The sequence below is a fragment of the Bradyrhizobium sp. CSA207 genome, assembly GCF_029051685.1.
Classification (GTDB): Bacteria; Pseudomonadota; Alphaproteobacteria; order Rhizobiales; family Xanthobacteraceae; genus Bradyrhizobium.
Window position 1 is genome coordinate 24,925 of record NZ_JAACFT010000054.1, and the last position, 13,260, is coordinate 38,184.

The 13,260-nt window shown below is 60.0% G+C and carries 13 protein-coding genes and 3 pseudogenes; 12 read left to right on the forward strand and 4 right to left on the reverse strand.

All coding sequences use genetic code 11. The features are described from left to right. Positions 1–40 precede the first annotated feature (40 nt). Entirely contained in the window at positions 41–361 is a 321-nt protein-coding gene (locus tag GWG65_RS37280) for an iron-sulfur cluster assembly accessory protein (protein ID WP_148742987.1), read from the reverse strand. A gap of 323 nt (positions 362–684) precedes the next feature. Here GWG65_RS37280 and GWG65_RS37285 point away from each other — a divergent pair, with 323 nt between their 5' ends. After that, positions 685–1,275, forward strand: coding sequence for a hypothetical protein (locus tag GWG65_RS37285; protein WP_148742986.1), 591 nt, complete (start codon positions 685–687; stop codon positions 1,273–1,275). 47 nt (positions 1,276–1,322) lie between these two features. Here GWG65_RS37285 and GWG65_RS37290 read toward each other — a convergent pair. Then, positions 1,323–1,514: pseudogene (locus tag GWG65_RS37290) on the reverse strand (TrbI/VirB10 family protein); the annotation flags it as partial. Positions 1,515–2,489: 975 nt separating this feature from the next. Here GWG65_RS37290 and GWG65_RS37295 point away from each other — a divergent pair. The 3 genes and pseudogenes from GWG65_RS37295 to GWG65_RS37305 form a co-directional block, all read left to right on the forward strand. Then, positions 2,490–3,579, forward strand: a pseudogene (locus GWG65_RS37295) (IS5 family transposase); the annotation flags it as partial. Positions 3,580–3,968: 389 nt separating this feature from the next. Then, on the forward strand, positions 3,969–5,033 hold the full coding sequence (locus GWG65_RS37300; protein WP_275200378.1) for a TlpA disulfide reductase family protein: 1,065 nt from the start codon (positions 3,969–3,971) through the stop codon (positions 5,031–5,033). A gap of 330 nt (positions 5,034–5,363) precedes the next feature. Then, positions 5,364–5,552, forward strand: coding sequence for a hypothetical protein (locus GWG65_RS37305; protein WP_187435958.1), 189 nt, complete (start codon positions 5,364–5,366; stop codon positions 5,550–5,552). 416 nt (positions 5,553–5,968) lie between these two features. Here GWG65_RS37305 and GWG65_RS37310 read toward each other — a convergent pair whose 3' ends face one another. Then, positions 5,969–6,265: a hypothetical protein gene (locus GWG65_RS37310; protein WP_275200379.1), complete on the reverse strand. Its 297-nt coding sequence runs from the start codon at positions 6,263–6,265 to the stop codon at positions 5,969–5,971. A gap of 143 nt (positions 6,266–6,408) precedes the next feature. On the opposite strand from GWG65_RS37310, the gene GWG65_RS37315 reads away from it, so the two are divergent. The 8 genes and pseudogenes from GWG65_RS37315 to GWG65_RS37350 all read left to right on the forward strand — a co-directional run bounded on the left by GWG65_RS37315 (position 6,409) and on the right by GWG65_RS37350 (position 11,148). Then, entirely contained in the window at positions 6,409–7,017 is a 609-nt protein-coding gene (locus tag GWG65_RS37315; protein WP_275200380.1) for a hypothetical protein, read from the forward strand. Beyond that, entirely contained in the window at positions 7,014–7,439 is a 426-nt protein-coding gene (locus tag GWG65_RS37320) for a hypothetical protein (protein WP_275200381.1), read from the forward strand. The genes GWG65_RS37315 and GWG65_RS37320 overlap by 4 nt, the downstream gene beginning before the upstream one ends. Further along, a complete protein-coding gene (locus GWG65_RS37325) occupies positions 7,427–8,191 on the forward strand; it encodes an ImmA/IrrE family metallo-endopeptidase (RefSeq protein ID WP_148740526.1) in 765 nt (254 codons plus the stop codon). Before GWG65_RS37320 ends, GWG65_RS37325 begins: the two co-directional genes overlap by 13 nt. A 49-nt stretch (positions 8,192–8,240) precedes the next feature. After that, positions 8,241–8,813, forward strand: coding sequence for a hypothetical protein (locus GWG65_RS37330; protein WP_275200382.1), 573 nt, complete (start codon positions 8,241–8,243; stop codon positions 8,811–8,813). 2 nt (positions 8,814–8,815) lie between these two features. Next, entirely contained in the window at positions 8,816–9,007 is a 192-nt protein-coding gene (locus GWG65_RS37335; RefSeq protein WP_148740528.1) for a hypothetical protein, read from the forward strand. A 66-nt stretch (positions 9,008–9,073) separates the two neighbouring features. Continuing rightward, positions 9,074–9,295, forward strand: coding sequence for a hypothetical protein (locus GWG65_RS37340; RefSeq protein WP_148740529.1), 222 nt, complete (start codon positions 9,074–9,076; stop codon positions 9,293–9,295). 3 nt (positions 9,296–9,298) lie between these two features. After that, positions 9,299–9,553: a hypothetical protein gene (locus GWG65_RS37345; RefSeq protein ID WP_148740530.1), complete on the forward strand. Its 255-nt coding sequence runs from the start codon at positions 9,299–9,301 to the stop codon at positions 9,551–9,553. Positions 9,554–9,791: 238 nt separating this feature from the next. Beyond that, positions 9,792–11,148 (forward strand): annotated as a pseudogene (locus GWG65_RS37350) (IS5 family transposase). Positions 11,149–12,004: 856 nt separating this feature from the next. On the opposite strand, the gene GWG65_RS37355 reads toward GWG65_RS37350, so the two are convergent. Beyond that, the coding region (locus GWG65_RS37355; RefSeq protein WP_275200384.1) for a pitrilysin family protein at positions 12,005–13,260 on the reverse strand (1,256 nt) is incomplete at its 5' end.

A 13,260-nucleotide genomic window follows, 5' to 3' on the forward strand; every position in this document is an offset into this window, starting at 1 on the left:
TGTTCGATGTTCTTCCATTGCGAAATGGTCCGAACGCGGCTCACCTGCACGATTTGCCGCAGGAGCAGCTCGAGTTGGCATTTGGGTTGTCGAAGCGAAATCCTGATCCTTCGAGCGACACCACGAAATCGATCGTGGTGCCGCTCAGATGCGCTCGGCTCGCGTTATCGACGAAGACTTTAACCCCGCCTTGTTCGAACACGGTCTCCTCGGAGCTCGGCTCATGAGCAAGATCCATCTTGTATGTGAACCCTTGACAGCCGCCACCTTCGACCATAATCCGCAAACCGCTTGCGGCCTGCGTCGTCGAGGCGATTGCAGCCTTCAGTACGCTTATAGCGCTATCCGTTAGGTTGATCATCTCTGGCTCGCTCTCAAGTCTTGTCGCAAGGCACGATTCGCAAATCCCATGCCAGTTGAGATGCAGCTGAAATCAGTTCGTTTTGCAGGAGCCCAACGTTCGATTTGCGACGTCGGCTTTCCGACAGGCGGATTTGCCACGTCCGGACGTCATTCGGCCAAGAAATCGTATTGTGTCGGCACCTATCCATGCACATTGGGCCAAGCCGCCGCTTACGCTCTACGTCGCCGCAGATATAGCGGGACGGCAAACAACTTGCATAAGGGTAGCGGACACGTCGCATTGGGCGACGCATGCACACCACACTCTGATGAGGAGGCTCCATGACGTCGATCGACAACACCGCTCTTGGCCCGTTGGACAGGCAGGGGCGCTTGCTGAATGCGGTGCTTAAGAGCGAAACAACAAAGTCGGGACGATTTGGATTTCGAGGCGACATCGCGCTGAAATTTCAAGCCCAGCTCGCCGACGAAAAACGACCGCCCGACTATTCTATCGAACAAGTTCTCGCAATCGCGCAGGAGGGCGAACCGACCATTGCAGTTCTTGCCGGATATCTGCATTCGTTTGCGTATCTACCTGAGGCCGCAAAGGTGCTGGACGGCAGGCTGAGTCCCGAAGGCAGCTATTTCATCTTCTGCAACAACATTGATCTGCTCGCGAAGTACCGCACCAAGATAGGCGACATCACCTTCCGCATTCTGCCTTGCGACGAATCAACGGTGTGGAAAGAGATGATGGACTTCGCCGGCGTCGAGAAGAATGACATCAAGAAGCTGGGTACCGCCGGTAGACTCGACTACTTGCTCGACGCGGCCAAGGACATCGATGGATCATACACGGACATCTCATACGAGGACGGCCTGGCTAAAATGCAGCCGGTGAAGAACAGAAGCGAAAACCGCCCCGTCTGAGGAAGCGCCTCGGACGGTCTCTCGCCAGCTCAGCGGCTGCTGCCGCAGGCGCCGGGTTGGCGTTCCAGCACAATCGAGTGGCCGCCGGGCATGATGACGCGGGTCCCCAAGAGGATGCGGCTCTGGCCGAACGCGACAGAGCTGTCGTCTTTGCCGATCAGCTTCGCACCCTGGCGAATCAGCAGATATTTTCCGGACCGACTAACATAGACGGCCTGAGTAAGCTGCGCGGTGATCTGGGTGCGGTCATGGGATGACAGCAAAAATACTTCCAAAGTGACCATCGACCAGGAGTTCCAAAATCTGCTTGCCAAGCGGGCGATGGCGACAAGCGGCCAGACATTGCTCTGTTCAGCAAAGAAGGCTCAGCCATTATGGTCGAATTCAAGGCCTCCGGAGTGTCGATGACGAACATGTCAGCGACCTTTCAGAGTACGCTTATTTGCTTGCAGCGAAATCGGGAGGCGGGCTGAGGCAATTTTACAGTTATCTTATCGCGACATGGTCATCCGCTGCGTTTGAGCGGGTCGTGGACACCGTTTTCAGTCGGCCAGGGATCGTTCAATCGAGCTCCCTTTTTTGGGCCCTCGTAGTCGTCAACCCTGGGCGAGACCTATTTTGAGCTGCTCCACTTCGGCGACGTCATCGATCGAGCAAAGAAGCGGATCGGCGTATACCAAAACAAACACAAGCTGAATCTAAATCGGGACAATGGTTGAAGCCGCATGTTGCCTTCCCCGCACCTTCTGACGGGCGCCTTCCTGACATTCGGGCAATCGGTACGTTTGAGCCGCCATCAGTCGGTTTGGCGAAGATTCCCGAGTTCGGCCAAGTAGAAGCGCCCCCGAGGTAGAAACTTTAGCCTTGACCGTGTGCAGGCCGCGGCAGAGGGTGTGCAGGCGGGGGCAGAGGGCGCAGGCTCGCTCGCTAGCGATCAAGTACAGTTTTGCAGCGAGATTCCTGAGCGGGCCGGCAATAAGCGTATTGAGCGGAAATGAGCGCCGGACCGGCATTCTGGAGTGACGGCACCGCATTTGGACTTCTTGGCTTCGTGAAGAAGTCGTCCGTGAAGAATTCCCAAGTCGTTGATTTAGAATCCGGAAACTGCCCACTGAGGCAATCGAGTTTGCCGGAAATCGGGTGTGCGGGAGGGGATTCCTTGCAAACTTGATCTGTGATTCACTCGCCTTTGGGTGTTTTTGGCGGGGGACCAGATGCGGCCACCGGAACGGCGGGAGACGGGAGAGCAGGATCTGTTCCGCTCTCGGCTCGATCAGATCATCGACCTGAAGCATCCGCTGGTGGCGCTGGGGCGCACGGTGGATTGGGAGTTCCTGGAGCGGGAGTTTGGGGCGGTCTACACCGATGATCCGGGCCGCCCACCACTGCCGACGCGATTGATGGCGGGGCTTTCGATCCTCAAGCACACCTACGACCTCTCCGACGAGGTGCTGTGCGAGCGGTGGGTCGAGAACCCCTATTACCAATACTTCTGCGGCGAGGAGTTCTTCCAGCACCGGCTGGTGATCGATCGCTCGTCGCTGACGCGCTGCCGCAACCGGATGGGCGAGGCGCGGCTGCAAGCGTTGCTGCAGGAGAGCCTGTCGGTTGCCACCAGGACCAAGGCACTCAAGCCATCCGAGCTATCACGGGTAATTGTCGACACCACGGAGGCCCAAGAACGTGACGTTCCCCAATGATGCCAAGCTTCTGAACCGGGCGCGAGAAGGTGGTGCGGCTGGAACGGGGCTGCGCCAATCTTATGCGAGGGTGGGCAAGTTCGCCCTGATCCAGCATCAGCGCTATGCCCACGCCAAGCAGTTCAAGCGCGCCAACCGGGCGCTCAAGACGCTACGGACCTATCTCGGCCGCGTCATCCGCGACATCGGCCGCAAGATCGAGGGCAACAGCGGGCTCGAAGCGACGTTCACCACGTTGCTGATGCTGGCACGCCGCGTGCGCGATCAGCAGCAACGTCAACGCGGGCCGAAGGTCTATTCCCTGCACGCGCCGGAAGTCGAATGCATCGGCAAGGGCAAGGCCCATCGGCCTTACAAGTTTGGCGTGTAAGTCTCCGTTGCATCCAACATAAGCCGCGCGAAGGGCGGCCAGTTCGTCACCCACGTGAAGGTGCTGCCCGGCAACCCCTATGACGGTCACACGCTGGCCACCGTGATCCCGGACATGGAGGCGCTGGTCGGCAGCACGATCGCACGCATCCTCGCCGACAAGGGATACCGCGGCCACAACGCGCCGCCTGATCACAAGTTCAGGGTCTTCCTCTCCAGCCAAAAGCGAGGGGTTGCCCCCTCGGCGACGCTATCCTGGACCGCCTCGTTCATGCGGCCTCGCCGATCGACTTGTTCCTCGCCAGCTTGCGAATGGCTTTGGAAAGAGGGCGCATCTCACTTGTCGGTCAGCGGGCACCATCCGGCTTCTCGCGTACCTCCTACTGGCGCAGCGCGGCTCGCAATGCGCATTCGCAAGACGATCTTCTGACGGCACGAAGGTCGCGATGCGTGCCCGAAATCTGACGCCGACGCAAAGCATGTCGGGTTACATACAGTGGATCGTGCTGGGCGTGTGGATGTTAAATCTTTGTCATGTAGCTTAGCGCGCGTGGACAGCGTGGCAGGTGATTGCTATTCGGGTGACGCGACAAGGTCGCGCAACAGGTCACTTTGGAGACAATCATGGCGCTATGCATCGAGTCTGCGGCTCCTTCGCTCAAAGTCGAGAACTGGCTGCGTGGCGAGCGCCTCACGAAATTCGAGCCAGGGAAAGTGTACATCGTCGAATTTTGGGCAACTTGGTGCGACGCATGTGTGGAGGCGATGCCCCATCTGATAGAGCTGCAAGCAAAATACAAAGACGAGGGGCTTGAGGTCGTCGGAGTCGCAGCTTATGAAAAAGCACCAACGGCGGATGAGGCTCGCACCAAGTTGGACGCATGGTTGACCGAAAAGTTCTCAAATCTGAACTATCGAATCGGGTTCGACAGTACCGGCGCAATGAACAAGCTTTGGATGGATGCCAGCTCTTCTCTTACGGTTCCGACATCGTTCGTCGTCGACCGCGACGGCCACATTGCCTTTATCGATCATGCGATCCAAATCGGCGACGTCTTGCCGAAAATTATCAACGGCACTTGGCGCGGCAGCGATGACGCTAAAGCCGCTGATGCGAAACGGATTGCGGAAGACCAACGCCTAGTGCGCGTATCCTCAATCCAGCGGACAATTCGATCGGCGATGGAAGCAAAGGATTGGCCGGCAGCGCTCTCAGCGGCCGAAGAGGGCATTGCCATGATGCCGGACGATCGACACTTCCGCGAGATTCAGGCGGGTCTGTTGCTTCAAATGCGCGACACGGCGACCGGGTTCCAGGTCTTGCGCCAACTGGTTCGAGATGCGATTGAGAAACGGTCAGACGCTGTGCGTGGGCTGATTGCCGTGATGGAGCAACTCTTTGATCCGGAGAACGATAAGGCCCACCTTCCGCGTGCCGAGCGCTTTGCGATCGGCAGGGAGGTGTCGGAACATATCCTCAATTCAGTGCAAGACAGCGGCGGCCCCACCTTTACTTCTTATAGAGTGGTCGCTCAGTATTACTACGAGAGTGGTGACAAGCAACGCGCGATCGAGCTGATCGAGCGGGCAATGACATGGCTAGACGATCCGGAAATCGTGCCGGAAGATACAAAACAGTATTATATGCCGCGGCTGCTCCAAACCTTGGCCACCTACAGGGGCGAGTAGGTTTGTTGCCGCGGGTCTTGTTCGATTTCGCAGGAAAAGTCTCCTGGAGCTCCCAAAGTGCAGCCGCAGGAGGAGACATGAAGAGAGATGTTAATCGGAAATGCACGATCGGGGCTATGTAAGCGCCTTCGAAGTGCTCGCGACCAGCAGAATCATTCAGGGCGATTGCAACACGCAAGTCACAAGGAAGGCCTAGCCCACAACGAGCGATGCGACGCCCTGCGTCTTTGCTGGGTGTCTAGTTAGTCGTTCGTGAAGAACCATCCAAGCGGTTGATCAAGAATCGATTTTCCGGGCCAGATTGGCTTTGAGATTGCAAGCTTTCTGGCTTTGACTGCCCAGAAGCTTGCAACATCGGCCAAGCACCAGCGCTACGCCCACGCCAAACAGTTCAAGCGCGCCAACCGGGCCTCGAAGAAACTCAAGACCTATCTCGGCCGCATCATCCGCGACATAGACCGCAAACTCGGCGGCAACGCCGACTTGCTCGGTGGGATCGTGTTGGAGCGCAGACAATAATCGACAGCGGCGCCAGGCCGTCGGTGTCGTCGATAAATTCGAGATCACGATGGCGCTTTGCGATCTGCACGGTCCGGCGCAAGAGGCCCTTCAGCTTCATTTGCTCGGGATAGGGCTCTACCGAGTCCTTCGCGATGGTGCTGGCGAGGGTCCATCCGAAGGCGGAGCGGATGCGGGCACGCCGCTTGGCGCGACGCTCGAACTTCGCGCGGTACCCCATGGGATTGGATGCCTTCCAGGACTTCAATGTCTTGTCGGGGACGAGTTCGCCACCGAGCGTACAGCCGGGGTTGGGGATGCTGGGGGGATGTCCAGGTGGAATTCGTTGGCATAGTTGAGCCGCCAGCAGCGGGGCATCTCCAGCAGCAGGGGGGGCGTAGTGGCCGTTCGCCCGAAGACGGTCCCCAATGCGCGCCTTAAGCATCGCGGGCGGCGGTGTCGATATCCGGCACGTGCGCCACCAGATCGACGTCGTACTCGGCGATGCCAATCGGCTTGACCGTCGTGCCGATCGCCACGGAGCCCTGAAGCCGGATGGCGATTTCGGCCAGCAGCGGGTCGTCGTACTGGGAGAGCCAGTCGCCGACGCCTTCATAGCGCTGCTGCGCGACCTCGCGCTGATAGGACGACGGCTCGAGATGCTGGCAGGCCTCCTCGATGAGGTCCGCCAGTTGCGATTGGCGCAGCTGCGCCCGTTCTGTTATGTAATTCATTGTTTCATCACCGGTTCGAATGGTTGCCCCCGGTTCCCATCGAAACCGGTCGCCTCTACACCTGCATGCCGGCCAGCTGCGCGTTTCGGACTCGATTTTTTTGTCCGAAAGAGATTTTTGGCCGGCATAGGATGCGTGAAGCTATGGCCGACATCAGCGTGCCGCCTCCCGAAGTATCGGCCTCCGCGACCGAGCACCTCACATACGATAAGGTGGCGTCGGCGCTGGACGGGCTGACACCGCTCGACCTCGCTCGTCTGGACGCCGTCGAACGCCGTTACCTTGGTGGGACCGACTTCGCCGAGGGCGACCTATTGCAGGAGGCGATGTGTTCCGCGCTCTTCGAGGAGAAGCGCTGCCCGCGGATCACCAGGTTCATAGCCTTCCTGGTCCAGTCGATGCGGAACATCGCCGGCCACCGGCGCGATCGTCTGCAGCAGCAGGTTCCGATAGAGGACGTGACGACCGGCGAGCGCAAGTCGAAGTTCGAATTGAAAGCGTCGGGACCGAGCCCGGAGGACGCGGCGATCCGGGCGGAACAGGATCGGGGGGCATCGGAGGTCTGTGCGGCACTGAACGTGCACTACGGCGCCGACGAGGAGATGAGCATGGTGCTACTCGGCTGGGAGAATGACATGAGGGGCGAGACGCTGCGGGATTTTCTTGGCGTCGACCAGGCGCGCCTGGACTACGTGATCAAGAAAATCCGGCGCATCGCCCGTCGGGAGTATCCGAAGGGATGGCGGCGATGAGCAGAGATCCGACAGACCGCGAGAAATTGTCGAAGCTCGACCGGGCCATCGACGACAGCATACTGGAAGCCTCGGAAGCCGATCTGCGCGAAGACTTCAAGGAAGCGGGTGACGATTTCGAGAAGGCGGTGGCCCGCGCCGGCCGCGCTTTGGAGCAGGCGAAGGCGCGTGCCGCTCGGATGCGTTTCGAGCGGGCTCAGGATGAATCGAAGGCATACCGTGAGCAGGAGAACGTCAAGAGCTTCGACCTTGCGAAAGCGCGTCGTCGTTTCGATGGGATGCGATCCGGTGAGGTCGCTGATTCAATAATGGCCGCGCGCAAGGGTGGCAAACTTTCTGAGCGCGATGAGGAAAACCTGTTGAAGGATCTGGCGCAGCTCGAGGCGCTTGAAAACGAGGACAAGGAAGAATGGGAAGAATGACCCCGGCAGAGCGCCTGCTTGTCGGGCTCGGGATCGCGGAGCCCAAGGATATCGACCTCGATGCCATCGCATGGACGCAGGGCGCAGTGGTCAATTACAGGCCGATCGACAACTGCGAAGCCACGATCTTGGGATCGAAGAAGCGCGCCGTCATCTCGGTCAATAGCCTCAGCATGCGACAGCGTCGCCGCTTCTCCCTTGGACACGAGCTTGGGCATTGGCACTACGATCGCGGAAAGGTTCTCTTCTGCGGCGAGAACGACGTCTGCAATTTCAGGCATGACGCGCTCAGTCCGGAGCGGCGTGCCGACGACTTCGCCTCCGATCTGATTCTTCCTAATTTTATGGTTCTTCCGCGACTTCGGAAGATGAAGCGCCTCACTTTGGCGGCGTCCAGGGAGTTGGCCGATGAGTTCGACGTCGGTCTCACGGCCACGCTCGTGAAGATGATCGCGTTGAACCATTTCCCCATGGTCATTGTTTGCCACAACAGGCGGGATCGCGTCTGGTACAAGACGTCACCGATGATCGCGGAATGGTGGCGGCCCGTCAGGGCACTGGACGATCAGACGTTCGCCGCCGACATGCTGCTCCGAGGCGCCGACGAACAAAACTTCCCCCGAAAGAATCCGGCCGATGCCTGGTTCGATTTCAAGGGATGCGATCGGTACGAGGTAGAAGAGCAGTCGTTCCTTCTGCCGGACGACGAGATCCTCACGGTGCTCACGCTGCCACGGCAGGCGATCGCGTAGATTTTGGCCTGAGTCACCACGCCGCAACAACGATCTGAAGCGGAGGCTGGTGGATCTGGACGCGCAGCAAAACACAGCCGCTCAGGCTCGCGAGCCGGCTGTTTTCAAGGATGGTCGCAGGTTACAATGGTCTCGCAGGCCAACTGGCAGAAACGCGACCGTGTCGGATGAAATGGAAGAAAACAAGATAGAGACGGCCTATCACGAAGCGGGACATGCGGTTATGGGCTGCTTGCTTGAACGTCTTCCGATTTCGGTGTCGATCGTGGCGGACGTCAAGGGCGCCGTGGGCAAGTCGGAATTTGAGCAGGATGCCCCTCCGGGCGGTTTTCGCCATTTCGATGAGTCCGAGCGAAAGAAGAAATATATTCGGACGCTTGTTTTGATCGAGGTCGCGGGCACGATCGCGCACGACATCGAATTTCCGGGGCGCGCTCATGATCAGGGCGATGCTCATGACGACTACACGACCATTGGGCAAAGGAACTCGTCAGGGAAGGCGTCCACTTCGAAGATGACAGGGACGGCTACTTGGCTTCCGCAAGACAAGACGCGGAGGGGGTGCTCCCACTGGGAGACTCACTCTAAGCAACGAAAGAGAGTGCAATTCGTGGCGATCTGAAGATGTCGAAACCAGGCCTAAATCTGCCCACGAGCGGGTATGCGATCATCGTCGACGGTCTTGTGAAAACCGAGTTCGCCACGACGGACGGCGTGGAGATCGGGGCCAAGGATTTGAAGCGTCGATTTCCCATACTGCAAGTCGAGATTTTCGATGCGGCTGTGCAGGCCGCCCGGGATGTGAATGCACCGTAGGGTTACGGGTGTGGCGACCGGACGCTCAGGCTCGATCGGCCTGCATCCAGTTTGCTAAGATGGTTCATGGCAAAGACCGAATCAGAGCGCGCGATCCGAGCTTTGGCAACGACGTGGTATGACACGCTTGCCGAAGAGAGGCGTGAGCATCCGAGCTTCTCCGAATTCAAAACGTGGCTTTTGAACAACCACTACTCGCACTACTTGCATTTCCGTTCTCGCATGGGAGCCGACTACGATGCCGAGATGTGGTTCGACGATGAACTTGGCCAGAATTGGCGGAGGTAAGGCTTGGGCCAGGAGACACATCGCCCCGAATGGGGAAACATTTCACAAATCGTATCTGCGCTCTGTGCCTTGGCGTTGGCTATCCTGGCCATCTACGGGTTCTTCTTTTCAAAGACCTCGCAGGCATTCGTGAGCTACCTCCAATCGGAGTTGGCATTGCGCAATATCCGCATGTCGAATCCGTGCTGCCACACGGCGCGACAACAACCGTCCGATGCAGCAAAACGCCTGTCGCGATCTCCGGCAAAGCGCGCCTGATCTCAACTCTTCCCCGATGCACACATCTCGCAGCTCTGCCCCACGTGCCGAGCCGGCAGACCGGGCCTTGCGATCTCCAACAATCCCCATAGCTGCAAAACCACGCATACCCGCCCGCGCCTTCGTTCAATCCGGCTTCAATGAGGTCGCGTAACTGCGCATGCCGCGCCGGCGCGTGAGCGCGACCTCACAGAACCCTCCAGATTCCTTGCAAACTTGATCTGTGATTCACTCGCCTTTGGGTGTTTTTGGCGGGGGACCAGATGCGGCACCGGAACGGCGGGAGACGGGAGAGCAGGATCTGTTCCGCTCTCGGCTCGATCAGATCATCGACCTGAAGCATCCGCTGGTGGCGCTGGGGCGCACGGTGGATTGGGAGTTCCTGGAGCGGGAGTTTGGGGCGGTCTACACCGATGATCCGGGCCGCCCACCACTGCCGACGCGATTGATGGCGGGGCTTTCGATCCTCAAGCACACCTACGACCTCTCCGACGAGGTGCTGTGCGAGCGGTGGGTCGAGAACCCCTATTACCAATACTTCTGCGGCGAGGAGTTCTTCCAGCACCGGCTGGTGATCGATCGCTCGTCGCTGACGCGCTGCCGCAACCGGATGGGCGAGGCGCGGCTGCAAGCGTTGCTGCAGGAGAGCCTGTCGGTTGCCACCAGGACCAAGGCACTCAAGCCATCCGAGCTATCACGGGTAATTGTCGACACCACGGAGGCCCAAGAACGTGACGTTCCCCAATGATGCCAAGCTTCTGAACCGGGCGCGAGAAGGTGGTGCGGCTGGAACGGGGCTGCGCCAATCTTATGCGAGGGTGGGCAAGTTCGCCCTGATCCAGCATCAGCGCTATGCCCACGCCAAGCAGTTCAAGCGCGCCAACCGGGCGCTCAAGACGCTACGGACCTATCTCGGCCGCGTCATCCGCGACATCGGCCGCAAGATCGAGGGCAACAGCGGGCTCGAAGCGACGTTCACCACGTTGCTGATGCTGGCACGCCGCGTGCGCGAGCAGCAGCAACGTCAACGCGGGCCGAAGGTCTATTCCCTGCACGCGCCGGAAGTCGAATGCATCGGCAAGGGCAAGGCCCATCGGCCTTACAAGTTTGGCGTGTAAGTCTCCGTTGCATCCAAGATAAGCCGCGCGAAGGGCGGCCAGTTCGTCACCCACGTGAAGGTGCTGCCCGGCAACCCCTATGACGGTCACACGCTGGCCACCGTGATCCCGGACATGGAGGCGCTGGTCGGCAGCACGATCGCACGCATCCTCGCCGACAAGGGATACCGCGGCCACAATGCGCCGCCCGATTACAAGTTCAGGGTCTTCCTCTCCGGCCAGAAGCAAGGGGTAACGCCCGCGATCAAGCGCGAACTCCGCCGCAGGTCCGCCGTCGAGCCCGTCATCGGCCATCTCAAAGCCGAGCACCGCATGGGCCGCAACTATCTCTGGTCCCGTCGGGGCGATGCCAACAACGCCGTCCTCGCCGCCGTCGGCTACAACTTCCGCCGCCTCATCCGCTGGCTCAGGCTTTTGTTGTGGCAACTCCTCAGCGCTCTCCTCGCGGAGTCGGCGGTCAATCCAGCCCGAAATTAGGGTTCTTCACGGACGACGAAGAAAGGGTTGGACGCAGACCCGGCGCCCGGCATCGTTGAGCGAATGGCCTCGATCACGTGCGGATCGAAACTGCGTCATGTTCGCCGCTCGAACCCAGCGCCGCTTCGAGAGAGCCGGACGCATATAGGCGTCGGAAAACGGGCCGGCTCAAGAAATTTCCGCAGACTAAACGGAAATTTCAGTCTGGGGCCGCCGCGGGTCGATCCTGAAAAAGATTGTTTCTTCAGGAGGTTAGCTGGCGCGCCCGGAAGGATTCGACGGTCCGACCTTCAGGTTCGTAGTTTGGCGCTGAACGAAGCTGGTGGCGAGGGATGTGACCTCACGATTAGGTTGCTTGTGATCAGCGTAACCCGGGATCGCACTCGATCTTATGGTTGGAAACAGCCGGTAGTTCACGCACCGGACGCACTGATCTCGAAGTGGCATATCGAGCCCGGCGCGGCGGTACTCGATCTGGGGTGCGGATCCGGTGAACTGTCATTATGGATAGGTGGTAAGATGGATAGGTGGTAAGGTCAGGGCCCAAGTGGGGGGCGACTCGAAGCCGTTGAGACGGGTTGCCGACGACGCTGGTCCAAGCACGAGAAGCTCAACTCGTTCTGGAGAGCCCGCGGGAGCGCCTGGGCGCCTGTCACGAGCGTCGCCGCCTATTGATTATCGAGCTGCAGAGCTGGGTGCGCGAGGAGCGTGCCAAGCTCTCCAGGAACAACCACACGGCCAGCGCGAACAGTGCAAGCGGGGGGACTCGGCAAAGCCGGACTCGGGGCTATGCCGCCCCGAGCTATTTGAAAAGTTAATTGGGCGTCGCCGACTTCGCGGCCGATGGCGCGCTGGTCTACTCGGCTGCTGCTCGTGGAGAGCGGCCGACAATGACGGTGAGGAGCCCCTGGCCCCACAGGCGCTTGGCGGCCGCTTTGGCATCGTCCAGCGTCACCGCATCGACGATGGCGTTGCGCTTCTCGATATAGTCGATCGGCAGCTTGTCCTGCTGATATTGCAGCAGCGCCTGCGCAAGCTTGGAGGAGGTGTCGAGCGCCAGCATCTGGGAGCCCTTGAGGTAGGACTTGGCCTCATCGAGCTCCTTCTGGGTCGGACCCTCCTCGGCAATGCGGCACACCTCCTTCTCGATCACATCCATGGTGTCGCCGGCGCGGTCGGCGCGCGTGCCGGTGTTGCCGATGAAGACCGCCGAGTGCTCCATCCAGAGCAACGACTCGGATACCGAGTAGGCAAGCCCGCGCTTCTCGCGGACCTCGCGATAGAGTCGCGAGGACAATCCGCCGCCGCCCAGGATGTGATTGACGACATAGGCCGCCATGAAGTTCGGATCGCTGCGCTTGACGCCAGGGCCACCGAAGGTGATCACCGTTTGCGGCACGTCGAGCGGCACGAAGGCGAGCTGCGGCGGCTTGGCGGCATCGATGTCGGGCACCGGCACGAGGTTGGCCTTGGCGGGGAGCGCGCCGAAGGTCTGGTCGAGCAGCTTGCCGAGCGTGGCCGGATCGACGTCACCGACCACCGCGATCTTCAGTCCGTCCTTGGCAAGCACGCGGCCGACATAGTCCTTCATGTCGGCGACCGTGATGGTCGGCACGCTGTCGAGGTTGCCGTTGGTCTGCCGGCCATAGGGATGATCGCCGAAGGCGACCTCCAGGAATTTGCGGCTCGCCAGCGATGATGGATTGGTGGTCTCGCGGCGCAGCCCCGAGATGACCTGGGAGCGGATGCGCTCGACATCGGCGGCCTCGAAATGCGGCGAGGTCAGAGCCATCCGCAACAGGTCGAAGGCCTCGTCCTTGTTGTCGCGCAGCATGCGCAGGCTGCCGCGGAAGCTATCGCGGGTGGCGCTGAAGGACAGCTCGATGGCGCGGCGGTCCAGACGTTCGTGGAACGTCTTGGAGTCGAGATCGCCGGAGCCTTCGTCGAGGAGGTCGCCAACGAGATTGGCGACGCCCGATTTGTCCTTGGGATCCTGGGCCGAGCCGCCGGCAAAGGAATATTCCATGGCGATCAGCGGCACGGTCGCATCCTGCACGAACCAGGCCTCGATGCCGCCCGGCGAGATCAGGTGCTGGATCTTTGCGGCCGCCT

Bases quoted from the DNA above. Each gene is read 5' to 3' on its own strand.
- GWG65_RS37310 (WP_275200379.1), bottom strand. From the start codon at position 6,265: ATGAATTACATAACAGAACGGGCGCAGCTGCGCCAATCGCAACTGGCG.
- GWG65_RS37325 (WP_148740526.1), top strand. From the start codon at position 7,427: ATGGGAAGAATGACCCCGGCAGAGCGCCTGCTTGTCGGGCTCGGGATC.
- GWG65_RS37340 (WP_148740529.1), top strand. From the start codon at position 9,074: ATGGCAAAGACCGAATCAGAGCGCGCGATCCGAGCTTTGGCAACGACG.
- GWG65_RS37280 (WP_148742987.1), bottom strand. From the start codon at position 361: ATGATCAACCTAACGGATAGCGCTATAAGCGTACTGAAGGCTGCAATC.
- GWG65_RS37320 (WP_275200381.1), top strand. From the start codon at position 7,014: ATGAGCAGAGATCCGACAGACCGCGAGAAATTGTCGAAGCTCGACCGG.
- GWG65_RS37300 (WP_275200378.1), top strand. From the start codon at position 3,969: ATGGCGCTATGCATCGAGTCTGCGGCTCCTTCGCTCAAAGTCGAGAAC.
- GWG65_RS37335 (WP_148740528.1), top strand. From the start codon at position 8,816: ATGTCGAAACCAGGCCTAAATCTGCCCACGAGCGGGTATGCGATCATC.
- GWG65_RS37285 (WP_148742986.1), top strand. From the start codon at position 685: ATGACGTCGATCGACAACACCGCTCTTGGCCCGTTGGACAGGCAGGGG.
- GWG65_RS37315 (WP_275200380.1), top strand. From the start codon at position 6,409: ATGGCCGACATCAGCGTGCCGCCTCCCGAAGTATCGGCCTCCGCGACC.